Here is a 19,877-nt window from a genome sequence, read left to right as displayed (position 1 = left end):
GTGAGGAACAGATCAAGGGGGGCGGGCTTGGCCGCCGTGCAGAAGTACTTCATGGCCCCGGATCCGGGGCTCGTCCGGCTCAGGATCTCGCTCCGTGCCGTCCTCGGCGTCGGCCTCGCGGTCGCCCTGGCCGAGCTGCTCGGTCTGTCCCTCGTCGCCTCCATCACCGCCGGCCTCGCCGCGCTGCTCGCCCTCTTCACGGTCGGCGACCCCACGGTGCGCCGTCAGGCCGTCACCACCGCCCTGCTGCCGACGGTCGGCTTCCCCGTCCTCGCCCTCGCGGCCGTCCTGCACGACGCGCCGCTCCTGCGCGACACGACCTGGCTGCTCGTGATCTTCGCGGGCGTGTACGCGCGCCGCTGGGGACCGCGCGGACACGCGCTCGGCATCTTCGCCTTCATGCAGTTCTTCGTGACCCAGTTCCTGCACGCCCTGCCCGCCCAGCTCCCCCAGCTGTACTCGGCCACCGGCGTCGCCCTCGGTGCGGCCGGGGCCGTGCGCTTCGTGCTGTGGCCCATCGAGCGCCGGGTCCCGCCCCCGGCGGTGCCCGCCGCCCTGCCCGGGACGGGACTCGCCCGGGCCACCACCCGCCAGGCCGTCCAGGTCGCCGTCGCCTCCGGGGCGGCCCTCGTCATCGGACAGTTCCTCTCGGAGCAGCGCTGGTACTGGGCCGTCGGCACCGTCTGGTGGATCTTCGTCAACACGGCCTCGCGGGGCGAGACGCTCGTACGGGGCTTCCGCCGCGTCCTCGGCACCGTCACCGGCATCGCCGCCGGATTCCTCGTCGCCATCCCGCTGGGCGGTGCGCCCGTCGTCACCGCGCTGCTCGTCGCCGTGTGCGTGTTCGGGATCTTCTACACCGCCGCCGTGTCGTACAGCTGGATGATCCTGGCGGTCACCGTGATGGCCAGCCTGCTGTACGGACTCCTCGGCGTGCTGGACGGCGCGCTGCTCCTCCTGCGCGTGTCCGAGACCGTCGTCGGGGCGGTGTGCGCCGGTCTGGCCGTGACGCTGGTCCTCCCCGTCCGGACGCACACGACGAACGACGCGTGGATCCAGCGGGCGCTCCTCTGTGTCCGGTCCGCCACCTCGGCGTCCGTGAAGCGTCTCGCCGGCGACGCCGCCGCCGACCCGACGCCCCACGCCGCCGAGCTGGAGGCGCTCCTCGGGCGCGTCCGGCTCTCGCTGGCTCCGCTGGTGCATCCCCTGACCCCTTTCCGGGGGAGGAAGCAGCGGGCCCGCCAGGTCCTCGTGCTCCTCGACGAGGCGGCCGGAGAGGTGCGGGGACTGGTCGCCGTGGCCGCCGACCCGGACGCCGGCCACGACGCCCGCCTGGCCGCCGCCTGCTGGCGCGTCGAGGCCGCGGTGGAAGCCCTCACCTCTCGCGAAGGGGCCGCCGCCGTGGAGCCGGACGCTCACCACCGGGCCGAGGGTGAGGCCCCCACGGGCGCGCCGGCTCTCGCCCACGCACGGGGGCTCGCCCGCGTGCTGACCGAGCTCGACGCTCCGCTGCGGACATCGCCCGGCGCTTGGGTGGTCCGTTCCTGAGAGGGTTCCTGAGAGGGTTCCTGAGAGAGCGAACGTCCGCCCCTTTGGTCTAGACCGCCTGCTACCGTCGGCCCGACGACACGAGGGCCGGTCGACCACGACCGGCCCCGGGGACAGGGGAGGCGCCGTGGGCGGCACAGGGACGGATCAGGGCCGGAGCGGGGTACGGGCGTACATCGGCTCCTTCACCTCGGCGGGCGGCCGCGGCGTCCTCGCCGCCGACGTGGACCCGGAGACCGGCGCCCTCACCGTCACCGGCGCCAGCGACGCCGTCGCCGACCCCTCCTTCCTCGCGCTCGCCGGACCCGTCCTCCACGCCGTCTCCGAGACCGACGCGGGAGCCGTCGCCGCCTTCGACATCACCGGGCCCGCGCCCCGCCCGCTCGGCGCCCCCGTCCCCGTCGACGGCGCCGGCCCCACCCACCTGGCACTCGCCGCCGGCCACCTGCTCACCGCCAACTACACCTCCGGCAGCGTCACCGCCCTGCCCCTGGCCGAGGACGGCACCGCCCGCCCCGCCACCACCGTCCTGCCTCACGAGGGCAGCGGCCCCGTCGCCGACCGCCAGAGCGGCCCGCACGCCCACCAGGTCCTCCCCGACCCCAGCGGCGACTGGGTCGTCAGCGTGGACCTCGGCACCGACTCCGTACGGATCTGCGCCCTCGACCCCGCGACCGGGCGCCTCACCCTCCACGGCGAGACCGCGCTGCGCCCCGGCACCGGACCGCGCCACCTCGCCTTCCATCCGGCCGGCACGCACGCGTACGTCCTGAACGAGCTGGAGCCCACCCTCACCGTCTGCCGCTGGGACGCCGCCCAGGGCCTGCTCGAACCCCTCGGCGAGACCCCCGTCGTCCCCGAGGGCACCACCGGCCCGAGCTACCCCTCCGAGGTGCTCGTCGCCCCCGACGGCCGCTTCCTCTGGGCCGCCGTGCGCGGCGAAGACACCCTCGCCGTGCTCGCCCTCGGCGCGGACGGCGCCGAGGCCCGTCTCGTCGCCACCGTGCCCTGCGGCGGCACCTGGCCCCGCGACCTCACCCTCGACCCCTCCGGCCGGCGCCTGTACGCGGCGAACGAGCGCTCCGGCGACATCACCTGGTTCACCCTCGACCCGGAGACCGGCATCCCGTCCCGCGCGGGTTCGATCGACGCCCCCGCGGCCTCCTGCGTGGTCCTCGGCTGAGCCGCACACGACGAAGGGCCCGCACCGGACAGATCCGGAGCGGGCCCTTCCGTACGCGTCAGAGCGAAGGCGCGCCCTGCGGCTGCTGCGGCGGAATGCCCAGCGCGGCCGTGTACTGCGAGAGCACCAGCTTGCCGATGGCCGGGTAGGCGCCCAGCGGCTCGGCGGCCGCGCACCCGGACTCCTTCGACGCCTCGTCGAGAAGACCGTCGGCCAGCTCGGGGCCGATCAGGTACGGGGCGAGGGCCAGCTGCTCCGCACCGGCGGCGCGCAGCTGCTCGGCCACGGAGGCGATGGAACCCTCCTGGTCGAGCGCGGCGGCCATCACCGGGACGGCGAGGCGCGCGGCGAGCAGCATGCCGGTGATCCCGGCGGCCTGCACGGCCTCCTCGCCACCGACCGTCGCCAGGATGATGCCGTCGGCGGCCGTCGCGACCGTGAACAGCCTGGCCCGGTCGGCGCGGGCCAGACCGGCCTCGGAGAGACGCACGTGCAGCGCCTCGGCGAGCAGCGGGTGCGGGCCGAGCACGTCGGTCAGCTCGGCGGTGTTGCCGCCGTCCATCAGCGCCTGGCGGACCTGGCGCATCTGGGCGCTGTCCGGGCCCGCGAGGAGCGGGACGACGACCGCGGCCGGGCCCGTCGGGACGGCGGCCTCACGGCCGGCGGCCAGCGCCAGCTCGTACCGCTCGGTGCGCAGCGTCTCGGTCGCCGTGAGGACGGTCGCGAGCGACGGGTACTCGGTGTCGTCGCCCTCCAGGAAGCCGATCGCGGCCTCCAGGCCGGGCAGCTCGGAGCGGGCGATGCTCACGACCTCTTCGGCCAGCGAGCGTATGGCGGCGGACGGCGCGCCGGGCACGGCGAGAACCAGTGCGGGAGCGCCCTCGGGCGCCGCCGCGGGTTCGGGGCGACGGTGCCGCCCGGACTGGCGGGGTCGAGGCATTCGTACAGGCAGGCCGGAAGCAGGCCCAGTGGGGGAGCTCATGGCGCCGCATGCTACTGGTTTCGCCCGCCGCGCCGTCGGCTGAGGTGCACTCACGTGCCTTCTGCCCCTCTATGTCCGCTCTGGGGTCCGACTTCCGTTCCGTAGCCCTTTCGCTTCCGCCCCCGATCCGATTCCGCTTCCCTTCCTCCGCAGCGCCGTCCGGGCCCGGCCCCGCCCCGGCGTCCCGCCTCCCACCTGGGTGGACGGCTCCGCCTAGGCCGGCCCGAGGCCGAACTGGCAGAGCAGAGAGGGGTGTTCCGGCAGGCGCAGCGTGTCCGTGGCGAGTGCGCGGGCGAGGGCGACCGCCCCGCCGAGCGGATCCCCCACCGGCTGCACCGTCCGGGCCTGCGGCAGCCGCTCCCCGAGGGCGGACCGGAGCGGTGCGAGCAGGGGCTCGCCCAACTTGAAGAGCCCGCCGGTGAGGGCCACCAGGGCACCCGGCTCCACCGGGCAGACGGCCTCGGCTGCCTCGGCGATGTGCGTCCCGGCCCGCGCGAGGATGCCCGCCGCCACGGGATCCGCCTCGGCGCAGTCCCGCACCGCCGGCGCGAAGGAGGCGAGCGCCGCGGGACGGTCCGTACGCGGGTAGAGCACGCCCGGCAGTCCGGCCGCCGGCCCGAAGAGCTTCTCGGCCCGGGCCAGGAGCGCCGCCGAACCCCCGCGCCGCCCGTCGTGCGCGCGCATCGCCGCCTCCAGGCCCGCCCGGCCGATCCAGGCGCCGCTGCCGCAGTCGCCGAGCAGATGCCCCCAGCCGTCGGCCCGCCGCCAGGACGTCAGATCCGTGCCGAGCGCGATCAGCCCCGTACCGCCCGCGACGACGACGCCGGGCCGCTGCCCGAGCGCACCGGCGTACGCGGTGACCGCGTCGGCCGCGAGGGCGACCCGGCGCACCCCCCAGGCCTCCGCGAAGGCACCCGGGAGCACGGCCCGCAGCTCGTCCCCGAGGGTCGCCATCCCGGCGGCGCCCACGGCCACGGCGACGACCGGCCGCGCGCGGAAGGTCTTCCTGAGGGCCCGGACGGCGGGCAGGACCTGCTCCAGGAAATGCTCGGCGGAGATCCCGTCGGGACCGGTGCGCACCGGTTCGCGTGAGGCACGGCTGTCGAGGACCTCCCCGCCCGCGGCCTCGGCCAGCGCGACCCGAAGCCCCGACCCACCGGAGTCGACGCCGACGACAAGGCCCTCGGAGAGTTCGTTCATCAGATACCTCCGAAGATGTCCCGGCCTTCGGGCCCGATGGGAATCGGACTTCTGCGGACCAGGGGAGCGGTGGTCATTTCGGCGTCAGGGCGGGGCATTATATGCCGCATGCGGTCGTGGGCCATTCGCTTGAGATGACTTACTCTCAATTGTCGGTCGGTCTCCGTAGGTTGCTTCCCATGGCGGAGGAAGCGCAGACGGGGGATTCCGGGCAAGCTCGGTGGAACTTCCGGCTGCGCGTGTCGTCCACGGCTCGCACTGCCCTGATGGGCGAATGGGACCGGTGCCGGTGGATCTGGAACGAGGCCGTCGCGAAGTCCAGGGCCGTACACCTGCACAACAAAGCCACTGGTGAGAAGCGGACCTGTGGCCCGGCCGAGCTGGACAAGATGCTGACCGATGCCCGCAGGCGCACCGCATGGCTGCGTGACGGGTCCTCGGTTCCTCAGCAGCAGGTCGTACGTGACTTCGGCAAGGCCCGAGCCAAGGCGCAGAAGGACATCAGAGACCGGTTGCCCGGTCGTGTGATCGGGATCGACTGGGGCGTGAAGGAGACCGCGACTACCACATCCGACGCTCACGACCTTCCCCATGCCCAGCACGGCAAGACCGCGGCGCAGAAGCTCGCCCGCTTTCCGAGCGAACGTATGCCTGCACCGCGTGCGGAGCCGTGTCCCTCAGGGACAAGAACTCCGCCCGCGTGATGCTGGTCCGGGCCGGTCTCGACCCGGCTGGTGCTGATCGTGGAAGTCCGGGCGTGGGGCTGCCTCGCCCGGCAGCGTGAGCCAGAAATCCCCATATCGGCCCTGGAAGGTGGGGAATCCCTCCCTCCAGGGAGGGGAGGATTCAATGTAGGCCGGTAGAGTGACGGACCGTGACAGCGCGACCCTTGAACGAACTGGTGGAGCCCGGCTGGGCGGAGGCTCTGAGCCCCGTCGCGGAGCGTGTCGCCGCGATGGGTGACTTTCTGCGGGGCGAGATCGCCGCGGGCCGGACATACCTGCCCTCCGGGCCGAACGTGCTGCGGGCCTTCCAGCAGCCCTTCGACGAGGTGCGGGTGCTGATCGTGGGTCAGGACCCCTATCACACACCGGGGATGCCGATGGGGCTCAGCTTCTCGGTCGCCCCGGAGGTCCGCTCGCTGCCGCCGAGCCTGGAGAACATCTTCCGCGAGCTGCACACCGACCTCGGCCTGCCCCGCCCGTCGAACGGCGACCTCACGCCCTGGACCGAGCAGGGCGTGCTCCTGCTCAACAGGGCGCTGACCACGGCCCCGCGCAAGGCGGGCGCGCACCGGGGCAAGGGCTGGGAGGAGGTCACCGAGCAGGCCATCCGTGCGCTGGCCGCCCGCGGCAAGCCCCTGGTGTCGATCCTCTGGGGCAGTGACGCCCGCAGGGCCCGCCCGCTCCTCGGCAACCTGCCGGCGGTCGAGTCCGCGCACCCGTCCCCGATGTCGGCGGACCGGGGCTTCTTCGGCTCCCGCCCCTTCAGCCGGGCGAACGAGATGCTCCTCGGCATGGGCGCCCAGCCGGTGGACTGGCGCCTGCCCTGAGCCCGGAGGGGCGCCGGACGGACCGGCGCCCCGGTGGCGGGGGTCAGACCCGCTTGAAGTAGAACTTCTGGTTCGGCTGGTAGGTGCAGTCCCACAGACGCGCCGGGGCGCCGTTGTCGGTGCGCCAGTCGGCGATCTCCAGGCACTTGCTGGAGGCGTAGGTGAAGTCCGGGTAGATCATGCCCGAGTTCCCGTACCAGGTCTGGTTGGCGCCGTAGTGGCAGCCCCACTGGTCGGCGACGGCCCCGTTGTAGGTGCCCCAGTCGCGGATCTCCAGGCACTTGCCGCTGTTCATGTTCACGTACCAGTACGGGCCGGTCGAGGACCCCGGTGCGTAGTACCGCGCCCACTGCTGGTTCGGCTTGTGGGTGCAGTCCCACTGACGGACGGCGGCGCCGTCGTTCGTGCTCCAGTCGGCGACCTCCAGGCACTTGCCGGAGGTGTGCAGCGGCTGGAGCTCGAAGACGCCGTCCAGGACGAGGTCCTGGGCCTGCGCGGGTGCGGCCGTGAATCCGAAGAGCATGCCGATGGTGGCCGCGAGCACGAGCAGGCCGCGGCGGACGTGGGAGAACGGGCTGAGCTTCATGGTCCTCTGCAATCGGGAAAGCCCGGCCGACGGCCGGGAGGCGCGCCCATGATCGCATGCCCGTGCGAACGAACTCCCCTTCCGTCACGGGTACTTGACCCCGCTCGGCGGAATCTCGGATTCCGTCAGATCACCGCCGCCCGCACACACAGCACGTCCGGCAGATGCTCCGCGAGCAGCTGCCAGCTGTCCCCGTCGTCGTCGCTCGCGTACAGCTCGCCGTTCCGGTTGCCGAAGTAGACGCCCGCCGGGTCCGCGTCATCCGTGCACAGCGCGTCCCGCAGCACCGTGCCGTAGTGGTCGCTCCCGGGCAGGCCGCGGGACAGCGGCTCCCAGGTCTCGCCCGCGTCCCTCGTGCGGTAGACGCGGCAGCGGTGGCCGGCCGGCACCCGGTCGGAGTCGGCGGTGATCGGGAAGACGTAGGCGGTGTCGGGGCGGTGCGGGTGCGCGGCGATCGCGAACCCGAAGTCGGAGGGGAGCCCCGAGCCGATGTCGGTCCAGCTCGCGCCCGCGTCGTCGCTCCGGAAGACCCCCCAGTGGTTCTGGAGGTACAGCCGGTCCCGGTCGCCCGCGTCCTGGGCGATCTTGTGGACGCACTGCCCGAACTCGGGGTTCGGGTCGGGCAGGAACACGGCGGACACCCCCTGGTTGGACGGCGCCCACGCGGCCCCGCCGTCCCGCGACCGGAACACGCCCGCGGTCGACACCGCCACGGTCAGCGCGTCCGGGTCGCGCGGGTCGGTGACGACCGTGTGCACGGCCTCGCCGCCTCCACCGGGCACCCACTTCGAGCGCGTCGGGTGCTCCCAGAGCGGGCGGACGAGCTCGAAGGACTCGCCGCCGTCCGCCGAGCGGAAGAGCGCGGCCGGCTCCGTCCCCGCGTACACGACGTCGGGGGAGTGCTCCGGGGCCGGGTGCAACTGCCAGACGCGCTCCAGGGAGGCTCCGGTGTCCTCGGGGAACTTCACCGCCGGCCGGGCCGGTTCGGTCCAGCTCCTGCCGAGGTCGTCGGAGTGGAACACGGAGGGGCCCCAGTGGGCGCTGTCCCCGCCCACGAGCAGTCGTGGGGCCGGCCGCCGCGTGTCGATGGCGACGGAGTACACCGCCTGCGCGGGGAAGGCGGGATCGTCGAACTCCCACCGTCCGTCGTGTCGCCGGCCGATGAAGAGACCCTTGCGGGTGCCTACGGTGAGGAGTACGTCGGGCATGGCTGCCACCTCCAGGACGCCGTTGTCGCGGATACGGGCCAGTCTGCACCCACCCACTGACAACGGCCCCCGCAGACACCCCGGCCCGGCACCGGAGGACGCACCGGGGCGCCCGGCCCGACGGGCGGGGGCGGGAAACCCGCCGGGACGGACCCCGTCCCGCCGCCCCTCCGGTCAGATCGCCCAGGCGTACTGCGACGGCGCCGGGGTCGTCGCGCCCAGTTCGCGGGCGGCACGGCGCGGCCAGGAGGCGTCGCGCAGCAGCTCGCGGCCGAGGAGGACCGCGTCGGCCTCGCCGTTGGCGAGGATCTTCTCGGCCTGCTCGCTCTCGGTGATCAGGCCGACCGCGGCGACCGGCAGCCCGGTCTCCGCCTTGACGCGGGCGGCGAAGGGCACCTGGTAGCCGGGGCCCACCGGGATCCGGGCCGGTCCGCCGTTGCCGCCGCTGGAGACGTCGAGGAGGTCGACGCCGTGCTCGCGGAGCAGCGCGGCGAAGCGTACGGTCTCGTCGGCCGTCCAGCCCTGCTCCTCCAGCCAGTCGGTGGCGGAGATCCGGAAGAGGACGGGCAGCTCCTCGGGCCAGACGGCCCGGACGGCGTCGACGACCTCCAGGGCGAGGCGGGTCCGGTTCTCGAAGGAGCCGCCGTACGCGTCCGTGCGGTGGTTGCTGTGCGGGGAGAGGAACTCGCCGATGAGGTAGCCGTGCGCGCCGTGCACCTCGATGACCTCGAATCCGGCCGCGAGCGCGCGCCGGGCCGCGTCCGCGAACTGCCCGGTGATCTCCTGGATCCGGTCCACGGTCAGCTCGGTCGGCACCGGGTAGCCCTCGGCGAACTCGACCGGGCTGGGGCCGACGGGCTGCCAGCCCTCGCCCGGACCGACCGGGCCGCGGCCCTCCCAGGGGCGGTTGGTGGAGGCCTTGCGTCCGGCGTGGCCGATCTGGATGCCGGGCACCGTGCCGTGCTCCTTGAGGAATCCGGAGATCCGTCGCAGTCCCTCGATCTGGGTGTCGTTCCAGAGCCCGAGGTCCGCGGGGCTGATGCGGCCCTCGGGGGCGACGGCGGTCGCCTCGACGAGGATCAGTCCGGCGCCGCCGGTGGCACGGGCCGCGTAGTGGGCGAAGTGCCAGTCGCCGGCGACCCCCGCGTTCGGCCCGCTCGTCTCCGCCGAGTACTGGCACATGGGCGCCATCCAGACCCGGTTGGGCACGGTCACGGACCGCAGGGTGTAGGGCTCGAACAGGGCGACGCTCATGACGGACTCCGTTTCGGGATGCCTCGAAGGGTGCTCGTACGATACTCATCGTAGTACGGCACCTGTCAAACTACGAGGGCTCTCGTACAATGGACCGCATCCCGGATGAAGTGGAGCCGCCGCCATGACGACCACCACCAGCCCGCGCGTCCTCGAACACCCCACGCGCGACCAGATCCGCCTCGAAGAGGTGCTGCACGCCCTCTCGGACGCCGTGCGTCTGCGGATCGTGCGGGACATGGCGCGCGAGGACACCGAACTCAGCTGCTCGTACTTCGACCTCCCGGTGACCAAGTCCACGACCACGCACCACTTCCGGGTGCTCCGTGAGAGCGGCGTCATCCGGCAGATGTACCGGGGCACGGCCAAGCTCAACTGCCTGCGCAGGAGCGACCTCGACGCCCTCTTCCCCGGCCTCCTCGACTCCGTCCTGGCGGCGGCCGGCGCCCAGGCCGGCCGCGAGGGAGAGACGGCGGTCTGACGGCCACCCTCCCTCCCGGAGCGGCTGCAGGGAGCGCATCCGGCCTCCCGGGGTGACTACAGGGAGCGCATCCGGTTGATCTCCGAGGTCTGCTGGGCGATCACGTCGTTCGCCATCTCCTCCACGAGGACGTTGTTCCCCTCGCTCAGCACCTCGGCGGCCATCGTCACGGCCCCCTCGTGGTGCGCGATCATCAGCTTCAGGAAGAGCTCGTCGAAGGCCTTCCCCCGCGCGCTCTGCAGCTGCGTCAGCTGCTCCTCGCTCGCCATGCCCGGCATCGAGTGGTGATCGTGCTCGCCCTGTTGGCGCGGACCGCCGTTGTTTTTCAGCCAACCTTCCATCGCGTCGATCTCCGGACGCTGCGCCGCCGCGATCCGCTCGGCGACCTTCTTCACCTGCGGCGAGGACGCCCGCTGCGGGGCCAGCGCCGTCATCGTCAAGGCCTGCTCGTGGTGCACGATCATCATCTGCGCGTACCGGAAGTCCGCCCCGTTCGGGCTCTCGTCGGGCAGCAGCCGGGCCGCCTCCTCGGGGGATATCCGCCGGGCCGGTTCACCGGGCTTCCCCGGTGCCACCACCGCGGGCCCCGTCGAGGCCCCGGCCTGCGGCGCGCCCTTCTCGGACCCCGACTCGCAGGCGCCCAGGGCGAGTACGGCGACGGCGGACAGGGCCGCGGCGACGACGGCACGCTGACGGCGGATCAACAACGCGACCTCCAGGTGTTTTTGCGTGAACAGTGACCGTTCCTAGCACTTTCTCGCAGGGGCCGATCAAAAACCTTCATTACGTCTGTGTTGCCATCTGTTGAGATGTGCATGGCACGGAAGATACTGCCGGGGTCCAACACCCGTTCAAAGCTGAACGGATACCAGGGAGGACGGAGTGACTTCGTTGCGTACCCCGCGTACCACGTCCGACACGCGTGACCCGCGTGCCCGGTTCAGACGCCTGGGTGTGGCATCCGCCGCCGCCGGGCTGCTGGCCACACTGCTCGCCGCAGGCCCCGCGGCCGCCACCCCCGACCCCGGAGACGCCGGCCCCGCACAAGGCGCCGTCTCCTCCCAGCAGGCCGCCGAGGCGCGCTCCGCCATCCAGAGCGGCGAGATACCCGGCGTGGACGAGATCGTCCACAGCGACAACATCGAGCACCTCGCGAACGTCCCCAAGGACGCCCTCAAGAGCCTCAACACGGACCTCGCCTTCCAGGGCAAGTACGCCTTCGCCGGCAACTACGACGGCTTCCGGATCTACGACATCAGCAACCCGAAGGAACCGAAGACCGTCGCGCAGGTCCTCTGCCCGGGCTCCCAGAACGACATCTCCGTCTCCGGGAACCTGCTCTTCCTCTCGACCGACTCCTCCCGGAGCGACAACTCGTGCGCCAGCACGACGCAGCCCGCCTCGGTCAAGGAATCCTGGGAGGGCATGAAGATCTTCGACATCAGCGACATCGCCAACCCGAAGTACGTCGCGGCCGTCGAGACCGCCTGCGGTTCCCACACCCACACGATCCTGCCCAAGGGCAAGAACGTGTACATCTACGTCTCCTCCTACTCGCCCAACGCGGCCTTCCCGGACTGCCAGCCCCCGCACGACGGCATCTCCGTCATCAAGGTCCCGCGCAAGGCTCCCGAGCAGGCGGCGGTCGTCAACTTCCCCGTCCTCTTCCCGGGCGAGGGCCCGGACGGCGGCGGCAACCCGGGCGGGCCCACCAACCCGGGCGTCTCCAAGACCACCGGCTGCCACGACATCACCGTCCTGCCGGGCAAGGACCTCGCGGCCGGCGCCTGCATGGGTGACGGCATCCTCTTCGACATCAAGGACCCCGAGCACCCGAGGGTCATCGACCAGGTCCAGGACAACGTCAACTTCGCGTTCTGGCACTCCGCGACCTTCAACCAGAAGGCGAACAAGGTCGTCTTCACCGACGAGCTCGGCGGTGGCGGCGGCGCCACCTGCAACGCCGTGGTCGGCCCGAACCGGGGTGCCGACGGCATCTACGACATCGTCGGCAAGGGCGACCAGCGCAAGCTCGTCTTCCGCAGCTACTTCAAGATCCCGCGCCACCAGGCCGACACCGAGAACTGCGTCGCCCACAACGGCTCGCTGATCCCGGTCAAGGGCAAGGACCTGATGGTCCAGGCCTGGTACCAGGGCGGTGTCTCCGTCTGGGACTTCACCGACTCGACCGCCCCGAAGGAGATCGCCTACTTCGAGCGCGGCCCGCTGTCCGCCACCACCATCGCCACGGGCGGCTCCTGGTCCGCGTACTACTACAACGGCCACATCTACTCGAACGACATCGCGAAGGGCTTCGACGTCCTGAAGCTCTCCGACCGTCGTACGGACCCGGCGAAGCGGATCCGGATGGACGAGCTCAACGTCCAGACCCAGCCGGACTACTTCGACGACTTCTAGGACCGGTCACCTTCCCGGGCCGATCACCGCTTCACGACCGCGGCGCGCCGTCGGGCGGACCCCCGTCCGGCGGCGTGCCCGCCTCCCAGTCCAGGCCGTACCGGTGGAACAGCTCCGACCGCAGGCGCGCGTGCGGCATCGGGGCCCCCGGCAGCAGCACCGCCACCACCGCGCCCATCAGCAGGGCGCGCAGCATCGGATAGTCCGTGTCCACGTCCGTGGAGCCGTACCGCGCGACCGTGTCCCGGAGGAGGAAGGCCAGGCGCTGCTGCTCCTCGCACTGCACGAACCCGTCGGCCTGCAGGATGCCCGCCATGTGCGTCCGCATCAGGGTGGGCCGCGTCACCGCGAGCCCCAGGACGGCGTCGATCGCGCGGGCGAGACGCTCGCGGCCGTCCTCCGTCCGCGGTTCCCGTTCGAGCGCCTCCTCCAGGGTCAGGTGCATCAGCCGGTGCACAGCGGCCTGGAGCAGCACGTGCTTGCCGGGGAAGTAGTACGAGATCAGCCCCCGCGCCGTACCGGCCCGCTCCGCTATGTCGCCGAGCGTGGTCGCCTCGTAGCCGTGGGCGTCGACGAGGTCCACGGTGGCCTGGAGAATCCGCTCCCGCGACCGGCGTCGAAGCTCTTCATTGACCGATGGGCTACGCGGGGACATGCTGGACTCCTGCGTTGACTGGCTGCCGGCCAATATACTCGGCGCATCCCGTCGGCATGCCCGTGTGGCATACCGCCGGGGATGCCGTCTGTTCTGGGCGACACGGGGGATCGTCCAGAACAGGCGGCTTCATCGTCTTTCTCCCATTCTGCTCCCGCCGTCCTCGCCCTCGGGGGAGTGGCGGGCGGCGACGCGCCGCTCGCTCCACCGGTACGTGAGCACCGCCGCGGCCACACAGCACCAGCCGAGCAGCCAGCCCTCGACGACGTCCGAGGGCCAGTGCACGCCCAGGTAGACCCGTGTCCAGCCGACCCCGAGCACCGAGACGACGGCGGCGCCCGCCAGGGCCCCCCAGCCGCGCCACTCCTCCCGCCAATGCAGGGCGAGGACCCACAGCAGCAGCCCGCAGGTGACCGTCGCCGTCATGGCGTGCCCCGACGGGAAGGCCGCGTACCGCGCGGAGTCGACGGGGTCGGTCCAGTACGGGCGGTCGCGTCCCACCAGTTCCTTGAGGGCCTGCTGGAGCCCGACGGCCAGCAGGCTCGTCCCGGCCACCCACAGCGCCGCCCGCCGGTCCCGCCGCCACCACAGCAGCACCGCGGCGCCGGCGGCCAGGGCGCGCATCGTCCACGGGTCCCACACCCAGTCGGTGAGGACGCGGTTGAGGTGGGTGAACCCGGGGTGGGCGACCGCGCTGCGGTGGAGGGCCTCCGCGACCGACCGGTCGAAGGAGAGCAGCGGCGCCCACCCCACGGCGACGAGCACGAGCAGAGTCAGGGCCAGGACCCCGGAGACCAGGGCGGAGGTGCGCATGCGCCGATCCTGCCCGACGATCGGCGCCCGGCCGTCCTCCCGACGACCGGCGCGCGTCGCCGCCGGGGCCTCGGCGGCCGTGCGCGTCGTGGGCTCGGCCGTCGCGGCCCCCTCCGCCGCGGGCGCCGAGGGCTCGGCCTTCGGGCCCTCGTCCGTCGTGCGTGCCGTCACCCGCCGCTATCCCAGCGCGCGGAGCGCCGGGACGAAGGCCACGAGCACGGGGATCACGGGCACCAGGGACGCGGCCGCCGTCAGCCGCAGCCGGCGTCCGGCGGTGAGCCGGGGCGCGGCGGTGAGCAGCCGGTTCACCCGCTGCGGCAGATCGGCCGAAGGGGCCGGGCCGGGACCGAACACACCCCGGTCCTCGTTCAGTTCGACCAGCGCGAGCGCGATCGTCAGCCGCCCGAAGCGGCGCGAGGCCACGTCGTCGGCGGCCAGTTCCACCAGCCGGTGCATCTCCTCGCGGAAGGCCGCGAAGACCGGGATCCCCGGGAACCCGGCGGCCAGCGCCCCCGAGCTGTGCAGCAGCCAGTCGTGCCGGGCCCGGGCGTGGCCCTGCTCGTGCGCCAGGACCGCGTCCAGCTGACGCCCCTTCAACCGCCGGAGCGCCGCGGTCGTGATGACCAGTCGCGGAGTGGAGCCCGCCATCCACCAGGCGCCCGCCCGCTCGCCCTCCAGGACGACGAGCCGCTCGCTGCCCGGCAGCTCCCCGGGCAGCAGGGGTGCGCGGACGAGCAGCTCGCAGCGGCGCTGCCGGCGCCGGGCGCGGGCTTGGCCGATCTCCCGGCCCAGCATCGCCCCGGACCAGAGCCCGCCGGCCGCCAGGACCACCGCGAGCACCGCGGACCAGGGCCCGGAGGTGCCGAGTTCGTACGCGTCGACCACCGCGCGCGGGGCGCCCGCGAAGACCGGCCGCCGCACGGCCTGCCAGGCGGCGGACGCGCTGAACGTCATGGAGAGCGCGAAGCTCAGCAGCACGGTGGCCACCACGCACTGCCACACCCACAGGGCCACCACGGGTTCTCGCTCCACCCAGTCGGCCCGGGACAGCAGCCGGGGGGCCGCGAGGGCGGTCAGGACGCCGAGCAGGAACAGCGCGAGGGAGACCCACATGGCGTCAGCCTATGAGTGCGGTACGCGCCGGGGTATGGGCGGGGACGGCAAGTGACGTACGCCACGGTTTGGTTGGCCGGAACGCGCCGGCACCGGGCCGGATCTCTTCAGCGCCCCCTCACAGGGTCACCAGCATCGCCAGCATCGCGAGCGCCATCGAGAGCCGGCAGGCCAGCGTCAGCTCCGGCCGGGTCGCCCAGGCCGGACCCGGGCCGCCGGCCGTCGCCGCCACCGGGACGAGCCGCGCCCCGGAGCGGAGCACGTACGCCACGTAATAGAGGAGCAGCCCGCCCGTCAGCACGGGTATGCCCCCCGCGGGCCCCGCCGTGTGCCCCGCGTGCGCCCCCGGCGTGCCGGGCGCCGCCATCGCCGCCGTCATGTAGACCATGGCGAGCGAACCCACCAGATGGTGCAGATGGTGGCCGCCGCGCCGCACCGCGAGCAGACCGTGCAGCGCCGCCGCGCCGAACACCGCCGCGTACCCCGCAAGAACCCACTCCGGCGGGGTCAGGACCGCGGCGGGCAGCGCCATGGCCGCCATCCCGAAGCCCATCAGCGCCTCGCCGCCCGCGGCCTTCCGCTCCTCACCGGCGCAGGCCCGCATGCGCAGCAGGCAGTACACGCCCGTCGCCGCGCACAGCGCGACCATCAGCCACCCGGACAGGGCCGGTCCGTGCACGGCACACCTCCCCCTCCACGCCGTCCCCTCCAGGAAGGGATGCCCGTCCCCTGGACGCCGCACGCGGGCGCACGGGCGCGCACAGGCGTACGAGGGGAGCGGGAGGCGCGCGCGTTAGGCTCGGGACGATCGCGCACGCCGATCGTCAGCGCCCGAGGGGAGCCCCGAAACATGGACACCGCCACGTCCCAGGAGACCGGCCGGATCAGCTACCGCGAAGCGGTCCTCGACGACGTCCCCGCGCTCGTCCCGCTCGTCGAGTCGGCCTACCGGGGCGACTCCAGCCGGGGCGGCTGGACCACGGAGGCGGACATCCTGCAGGGGCAGCGCACCGACCCCGAGGGCGTGACCGCGGTCATCACCACCCCCGGCAGCCGGCTCCTGGTCGTGGAGCGCGACGGCGAGCTCGTCGCCTGCTGCCAGCTGGAGCACCGGGGCGAGGCCGCCTACTTCGGCATGTTCGCGGTCCGCCCCGAGCTGCAGGGCGCGGGTCTGGGCAAGCGGATCATCGCGGAGGCCGAGCGCCGGGTGCGCGAGCTGTGGGACGTGCGCGAGATGCACATGACGGTGATCTCCGTGCGCGAGGAGCTGATCGCCTGGTACGAGCGGCGCGGCTACCGGCGCACGGGCCGGACGACCCCGTTCCCGTACGGCGACGAGCGCTTCGGCCTGCCCCAGCGCGACGACCTGGAGTTCGAGCTGCTGATCAAGCCGCTGAGCTGACTCGTACGGCGGAAGAGTGGCTTCAACCCTGACGGACAGGAAAAACTTCTGCCGTCAGGGGGGTCGCACAGGATAATTTCTCTTGCCTCCTCTTGTGGGAACCAAGCGTCGATGGTTACGTTGTCTTGACGCAAGGTTCTCCTGTGGAGGAAGAGGCATGACGGAAATTCTTGTGCAGGACGTGACCGGTGGGGCGATATCCACCGACGCCCGCGTGATCGACCACCCGGCCTGGGCCGAGCTCAAGAATGCCGTGGAGGAGATCCGTCCCTGGCAGAGCGCCGACGGCTCCATCGACTTCGAGGCCGAGGGCGCCCCCGCCCGTGCGCTCGTCGAGCTCGCCGTGGACCGCCTGGCCGCGGCCGTCGAGCAGCTCTCCCCGCTCGTCCCGCACGACGGCGCCTACCACCGCGCCCTCGTCGCGGACCTGCGCAAGTGGGTCGAGAGCGGCTTCACCGTGCCGGACTTCCTGGACTCCCTCATGGAGTTCCACCCGGCCGCCGGACGCGCCGACGGGCTCCAGCACCTCGTGCTCTTCCCGATGTACACGCAGAACGGCAACCTCGACCGCAACTTCGAGGCCGTCGTGCTCCGCATGGTCTGGCCGGAGTGGCTCTCCGAGCTGGAGCGCACCCGCTACGACAACCCGGGCTTCTGCGGCATCACCTTCGAGGACTTCACCGCCGGGTACGACACCAACTCGGCCGTCCTCTTCCCGGAGACCGTCGCCGTCCGCGAGGTCCCCGAGCGCTTCACCTGGGGCGGCATCTTCTGCGACCGCGAGGCCGCGCGCTTCCGCAAGGTCACCGAGGCCGCCGTCGACACCCTCGGCGTGAAGCTGCCCGAGGACATCGCCGTCATGCTCGGCGACCAGAAGCGCTGCGAGCAGGCCTTCGCCCTCTGGGACCTGGTCCACGACCGTGCCCACAGCCGCGGCGACCTGCCCTTCGACCCCTTCATGATCAAGCAGCGCCAGCCCTTCTGGATGTACGGCCTGGAGGAGCTCCGCTGCGACCTCACCGCCTTCAAGGAGGCCGTGAAGCTGGAGTCCGAGGGCAACGGGCACGGTCGCGACGTGCAGTACGCCGTCCTCTTCGACCGGATGTTCCGCTTCCCGCTCACCGGCGACCGCACCCGCAACTACGACGGTCTGGGCGGCCAGCTCCTCTTCGCGTACCTCCACAAGAACGACGTGGTGCGCTGGACGGACAACATCCTCACCATCGACTGGGACCGCGCCCCCGAGGTCACCAACCGCCTCTGCTCCGAGATCGAGACCCTCTACCGCGAGGGCATCGACCGCCCCAAGCTGGTCCACTGGTTCAAGGCGTACGAGTTCGTCAGCACCTACCTCGCCCCCCACCCGGGATCGAAGTGGGCCAAGGGTCCCGACGCCCTCGACCTCTCCCTCCCGCCGCGCAAGCTCGTCGACGACGTGCTTCCCGACGAGTTTCCGCTCAGCATGTTCTTTGAGGCCCTCGCCAAGAAGCTGAAGGGCGTGATCGCCGACACCAAGGGCATCACCGCCGCCGACGTCCCGAGCACCGAGCGGGCCGCCGCGTGAGCGACCTCACCGAGAACACCGAGGAGGCGTCGCCCATGATCTCCAACGGAAACGGCGGACCGCTCGACGGCGCCGTCATCGCGGTCGCCGGCGCGGCCGGCCCCGCGGGCCGAGCGGCGCTGCTGCGCCTGGCCGAGGCCGGCGCGACGGTCGTCGCCTCCGACGCCGACCCGGCGCGCCTCGCGGAGGCCGTCGACGCCGCCCGCTACGCCCACGGCGGAGCCAAGGTCGTCGGCGACACCGTCGACCTCCTCGACCTGGACGCCACCCGCGACTGGGCCGCGAAGACCGAGAAGGAGTTCGGCCGGATCGACGGCCTGGTCCACCTCGTCGGCGGCTGGCGCGGCGCCCCCTCCTTCACGGAGACCGACCTCAAGGACTGGGACTTCCTGGAGAAGCTCCTCATCCGCACGGTCCAGCACACCTCGCTCGCCTTCCACGACGGGCTGCTGCGGGCCGGCGGCCGCGGCCGGTACGCCCTGATCAGCCAGTCCGGCGCGCACAAGCCGGTCGCCAACAACGCCGCGTACAACGCGGGCAAGGCGGCGGCCGAGGCGTGGACCCTGGCCATGGCGGACTCCTTCCGCAAGCTGGGGGGCGACGAAGGCCCGCAGGCCGCTGCTGCCATCCTGGTGATCAAGGCATTGGTGCACGACGCCATGCGCGCCGAGCGCCCCAACGCGAAGTTCGCGGGCTTCACCGACGTCAAGGACCTGGCCGATGAGATCGCCGGGCTCTGGGACAAGCCCGCCCAGGAAGTGAATGGACAGCGTCTGTGGCTGACCCCCAAGCCGTGACCGCGGCACTCGGCCCCAGGACCGACGCACGTCGTCACCACGACCCGTCGGTCCGGGGCTTCGCCAGCGACAACTACGCCGGCGCCCACCCCGAGGTCCTCGCGGCCCTCGCCCTCGCCAACGAAGGCCACCAGGTCGCCTACGGCGAGGACCAGTACACCGATCACCTCCAGCGGATCATGCACAGCCACTTCGGCCCCACCGCCGAGGCGTTCCCGGTCTTCAACGGGACCGGGGCGAACGTGACCGCCCTCCAGGCGCTCACCGACCGCTGGGGCGCCGTCATCTGCGCCGAGACCGCCCACATCAACGTGGACGAGGGCGGCGCGCCGGAGCGGATGGGCGGCCTCAAGCTGCTCACCGTCCCGACCCCGGACGGCAAGCTCACCCCCGAGCTGATCGACCGGCAGGCCTGGGGCTGGGAGGACGAGCACCGGGCCATGCCCCAGGTCGTCTCGATCACCCAGAACACGGAGCTCGGCACCGTCTACACGGTGGACGAGATCCGCGCGATCGTCGAGCACGCCCACTCCAAGGGCATGAAGGTGCACCTCGACGGGGCCCGCATAGCCAACGCGGCCGCCTCGCTCGACGTACCGATGCGTGCCTTCACCAACGCGGTCGGCGTGGACGTGATCTCGTACGGCGGGACGAAGAACGGCATGCTCTTCGGCGAGGCCGTCGTCGTCCTGAACCCCGACGCGGTCAGCCACATGAAGCACCTGCGCAAGCTGTCCATGCAGCTCGCCTCGAAGATGCGCTTCGTGTCGGTGCAGCTGGAGGCCCTCCTCGCGAAGGACCTGTGGCTGCGCAACGCCCGCCACGCCAACGCGATGGCGCAGCGTCTCGCGGCCGGGGTGCGCGAGGTCGACGGGGTGGAGATCCTCTACCCGGTGCAGGCCAACGCGGTCTTCGCCCGCCTCCCGCACGAGGTGAGCCGCCGCCTGCAGGAACGGTTCCGCTTCTACTTCTGGGACGAGGCCGCCGGCGATGTCCGCTGGATGTGCGCCTTCGACACCACGGAGGACGACGTGGACGCCTTCCTCCAGGCCCTGAAGGAAGAGCTGGCCCGCTAGCTCCAGGTGAATGAATATACGGCCGGACGGAAAGTCATTGACTCC

General features: G+C 72.3%; 19 protein-coding genes and 1 pseudogene. 10 read left to right on the top strand and 10 right to left on the bottom strand.

Annotated elements, in window-relative coordinates; all coding sequences use genetic code 11:
* Positions 1-51 precede the first annotated feature (51 nt).
* Both AB5J54_RS05875 and AB5J54_RS05870 read left to right on the top strand, forming a co-directional pair.
* Positions 52-1,548 carry an FUSC family protein gene (locus AB5J54_RS05875; protein WP_369149232.1) on the top strand — a complete coding sequence of 499 codons (1,497 nt, stop codon included), beginning with the start codon at positions 52-54 and terminating at the stop codon, positions 1,546-1,548.
* Between the two features lie 127 nt (positions 1,549-1,675).
* Entirely contained in the window at positions 1,676-2,731 is a 1,056-nt protein-coding gene (locus AB5J54_RS05870) for a lactonase family protein (RefSeq protein ID WP_369142825.1), read from the top strand.
* A gap of 58 nt (positions 2,732-2,789) precedes the next feature.
* On the opposite strand, the gene AB5J54_RS05865 is transcribed toward AB5J54_RS05870, so the two are convergent.
* On the bottom strand, positions 2,790-3,713 hold the full coding sequence (locus AB5J54_RS05865) for a sirohydrochlorin chelatase (RefSeq protein ID WP_369142824.1): 924 nt from the start codon (positions 3,711-3,713) through the stop codon (positions 2,790-2,792).
* A gap of 213 nt (positions 3,714-3,926) precedes the next feature.
* Positions 3,927-4,913, bottom strand: coding sequence for an N-acetylglucosamine kinase (locus AB5J54_RS05860; protein WP_369142823.1), 987 nt, complete (start codon positions 4,911-4,913; stop codon positions 3,927-3,929).
* A gap of 179 nt (positions 4,914-5,092) precedes the next feature.
* On the opposite strand from AB5J54_RS05860, the pseudogene AB5J54_RS05855 reads away from it, so the two are divergent.
* A pseudogene (locus AB5J54_RS05855) lies at positions 5,093-5,697 on the top strand (hypothetical protein).
* A gap of 90 nt (positions 5,698-5,787) precedes the next feature.
* Positions 5,788-6,465: a uracil-DNA glycosylase gene (locus AB5J54_RS05850; RefSeq protein ID WP_369142822.1), complete on the top strand. Its 678-nt coding sequence runs from the start codon at positions 5,788-5,790 to the stop codon at positions 6,463-6,465.
* Between the two features lie 43 nt (positions 6,466-6,508).
* Here the strand turns inward: AB5J54_RS05850 and AB5J54_RS05845 are convergent, their stop codons facing one another.
* The 3 genes from AB5J54_RS05845 to AB5J54_RS05835 all read right to left on the bottom strand — a co-directional run bounded on the left by AB5J54_RS05845 (position 6,509) and on the right by AB5J54_RS05835 (position 9,513).
* Entirely contained in the window at positions 6,509-7,051 is a 543-nt protein-coding gene (locus AB5J54_RS05845) for an RICIN domain-containing protein (protein ID WP_369142821.1), read from the bottom strand.
* Between the two features lie 125 nt (positions 7,052-7,176).
* Positions 7,177-8,259 (bottom strand): WD40/YVTN/BNR-like repeat-containing protein, encoded by a 1,083-nt coding sequence (locus AB5J54_RS05840; protein ID WP_369142820.1) that lies wholly within the window; start codon positions 8,257-8,259, stop codon positions 7,177-7,179.
* Positions 8,260-8,433: 174 nt separating this feature from the next.
* Complete coding sequence (locus tag AB5J54_RS05835; RefSeq protein WP_369142819.1) at positions 8,434-9,513, bottom strand: NADH:flavin oxidoreductase/NADH oxidase; 1,080 nt, start codon at positions 9,511-9,513, stop codon at positions 8,434-8,436.
* Positions 9,514-9,637: 124 nt separating this feature from the next.
* Between AB5J54_RS05835 and AB5J54_RS05830 the strand changes: the two genes are divergently transcribed.
* Positions 9,638-9,994 carry an ArsR/SmtB family transcription factor gene (locus tag AB5J54_RS05830; protein WP_369142818.1) on the top strand — a complete coding sequence of 119 codons (357 nt, stop codon included), beginning with the start codon at positions 9,638-9,640 and terminating at the stop codon, positions 9,992-9,994.
* A 56-nt stretch (positions 9,995-10,050) separates the two neighbouring features.
* Here the strand turns inward: AB5J54_RS05830 and AB5J54_RS05825 are convergent, their stop codons facing one another.
* The gene (locus AB5J54_RS05825) at positions 10,051-10,701 is read right to left on the bottom strand and encodes a DUF305 domain-containing protein (RefSeq protein WP_369142817.1); all 651 of its coding nucleotides are present in this window, start codon (positions 10,699-10,701) and stop codon (positions 10,051-10,053) included.
* Between the two features lie 175 nt (positions 10,702-10,876).
* Between AB5J54_RS05825 and AB5J54_RS05820 the strand changes: the two genes are divergently transcribed.
* Entirely contained in the window at positions 10,877-12,412 is a 1,536-nt protein-coding gene (locus AB5J54_RS05820; RefSeq protein ID WP_369142816.1) for an LVIVD repeat-containing protein, read from the top strand.
* A gap of 31 nt (positions 12,413-12,443) precedes the next feature.
* Here the strand turns inward: AB5J54_RS05820 and AB5J54_RS05815 are convergent, their stop codons facing one another.
* The 4 genes from AB5J54_RS05815 to AB5J54_RS05800 all read right to left on the bottom strand — a co-directional run bounded on the left by AB5J54_RS05815 (position 12,444) and on the right by AB5J54_RS05800 (position 15,672).
* On the bottom strand, positions 12,444-13,067 hold the full coding sequence (locus AB5J54_RS05815; RefSeq protein WP_369142815.1) for a TetR/AcrR family transcriptional regulator: 624 nt from the start codon (positions 13,065-13,067) through the stop codon (positions 12,444-12,446).
* 129 nt (positions 13,068-13,196) lie between these two features.
* Positions 13,197-13,880, bottom strand: a complete 684-nt coding sequence (locus tag AB5J54_RS05810) for a phosphatase PAP2 family protein (RefSeq protein ID WP_369149231.1) — start codon at positions 13,878-13,880, stop codon at positions 13,197-13,199.
* Between the two features lie 177 nt (positions 13,881-14,057).
* Complete coding sequence (locus tag AB5J54_RS05805; RefSeq protein ID WP_369142814.1) at positions 14,058-14,993, bottom strand: M56 family metallopeptidase; 936 nt, start codon at positions 14,991-14,993, stop codon at positions 14,058-14,060.
* A 118-nt stretch (positions 14,994-15,111) separates the two neighbouring features.
* A complete protein-coding gene (locus tag AB5J54_RS05800; protein WP_369142813.1) occupies positions 15,112-15,672 on the bottom strand; it encodes a DUF5134 domain-containing protein in 561 nt (186 codons plus the stop codon).
* 171 nt (positions 15,673-15,843) lie between these two features.
* Between AB5J54_RS05800 and AB5J54_RS05795 the strand changes: the two genes are divergently transcribed.
* From AB5J54_RS05795 to AB5J54_RS05780, 4 genes are all read left to right on the top strand, one after another.
* Positions 15,844-16,395: a GNAT family N-acetyltransferase gene (locus tag AB5J54_RS05795; RefSeq protein WP_369142812.1), complete on the top strand. Its 552-nt coding sequence runs from the start codon at positions 15,844-15,846 to the stop codon at positions 16,393-16,395.
* Between the two features lie 157 nt (positions 16,396-16,552).
* Entirely contained in the window at positions 16,553-17,959 is a 1,407-nt protein-coding gene (locus AB5J54_RS05790; protein ID WP_369142811.1) for a DUF6421 family protein, read from the top strand.
* Between the two features lie 35 nt (positions 17,960-17,994).
* Positions 17,995-18,756, top strand: a complete 762-nt coding sequence (locus AB5J54_RS05785; protein ID WP_369149230.1) for an SDR family NAD(P)-dependent oxidoreductase — start codon at positions 17,995-17,997, stop codon at positions 18,754-18,756.
* On the top strand, positions 18,753-19,832 hold the full coding sequence (locus AB5J54_RS05780) for a low specificity L-threonine aldolase (RefSeq protein WP_369142810.1): 1,080 nt from the start codon (positions 18,753-18,755) through the stop codon (positions 19,830-19,832). The genes AB5J54_RS05785 and AB5J54_RS05780 overlap by 4 nt, the downstream gene beginning before the upstream one ends.
* Positions 19,833-19,877: the final 45 nt, after the last annotated feature.

Source organism: Streptomyces sp. R44 (assembly GCF_041053105.1).
Taxonomy (GTDB): Bacteria; Actinomycetota; Actinomycetes; order Streptomycetales; family Streptomycetaceae; genus Streptomyces.
Note: the sequence above shows the minus strand (reverse complement) of the source record. Positions and strands in the feature narration are given on the sequence as shown.

What these genes read in the sequence shown, in the direction of transcription:
- AB5J54_RS05875 (WP_369149232.1), top strand. Translation starts at nt 52, where the DNA reads ATGGCCCCGGATCCGGGGCTCGTCCGGCTCAGGATCTCGCTCCGTGCC.
- AB5J54_RS05865 (WP_369142824.1), bottom strand. Translation starts at nt 3,713, where the DNA reads ATGAGCTCCCCCACTGGGCCTGCTTCCGGCCTGCCTGTACGAATGCCT.
- AB5J54_RS05860 (WP_369142823.1), bottom strand. Translation starts at nt 4,913, where the DNA reads ATGAACGAACTCTCCGAGGGCCTTGTCGTCGGCGTCGACTCCGGTGGG.
- AB5J54_RS05845 (WP_369142821.1), bottom strand. Translation starts at nt 7,051, where the DNA reads ATGAAGCTCAGCCCGTTCTCCCACGTCCGCCGCGGCCTGCTCGTGCTC.
- AB5J54_RS05840 (WP_369142820.1), bottom strand. Translation starts at nt 8,259, where the DNA reads ATGCCCGACGTACTCCTCACCGTAGGCACCCGCAAGGGTCTCTTCATC.
- AB5J54_RS05835 (WP_369142819.1), bottom strand. Translation starts at nt 9,513, where the DNA reads ATGAGCGTCGCCCTGTTCGAGCCCTACACCCTGCGGTCCGTGACCGTG.
- AB5J54_RS05830 (WP_369142818.1), top strand. Translation starts at nt 9,638, where the DNA reads ATGACGACCACCACCAGCCCGCGCGTCCTCGAACACCCCACGCGCGAC.
- AB5J54_RS05815 (WP_369142815.1), bottom strand. Translation starts at nt 13,067, where the DNA reads ATGTCCCCGCGTAGCCCATCGGTCAATGAAGAGCTTCGACGCCGGTCG.
- AB5J54_RS05810 (WP_369149231.1), bottom strand. Translation starts at nt 13,880, where the DNA reads ATGCGCACCTCCGCCCTGGTCTCCGGGGTCCTGGCCCTGACTCTGCTC.
- AB5J54_RS05805 (WP_369142814.1), bottom strand. Translation starts at nt 14,993, where the DNA reads ATGTGGGTCTCCCTCGCGCTGTTCCTGCTCGGCGTCCTGACCGCCCTC.
- AB5J54_RS05795 (WP_369142812.1), top strand. Translation starts at nt 15,844, where the DNA reads ATGGACACCGCCACGTCCCAGGAGACCGGCCGGATCAGCTACCGCGAA.
- AB5J54_RS05790 (WP_369142811.1), top strand. Translation starts at nt 16,553, where the DNA reads ATGACGGAAATTCTTGTGCAGGACGTGACCGGTGGGGCGATATCCACC.
- AB5J54_RS05785 (WP_369149230.1), top strand. Translation starts at nt 17,995, where the DNA reads ATGATCTCCAACGGAAACGGCGGACCGCTCGACGGCGCCGTCATCGCG.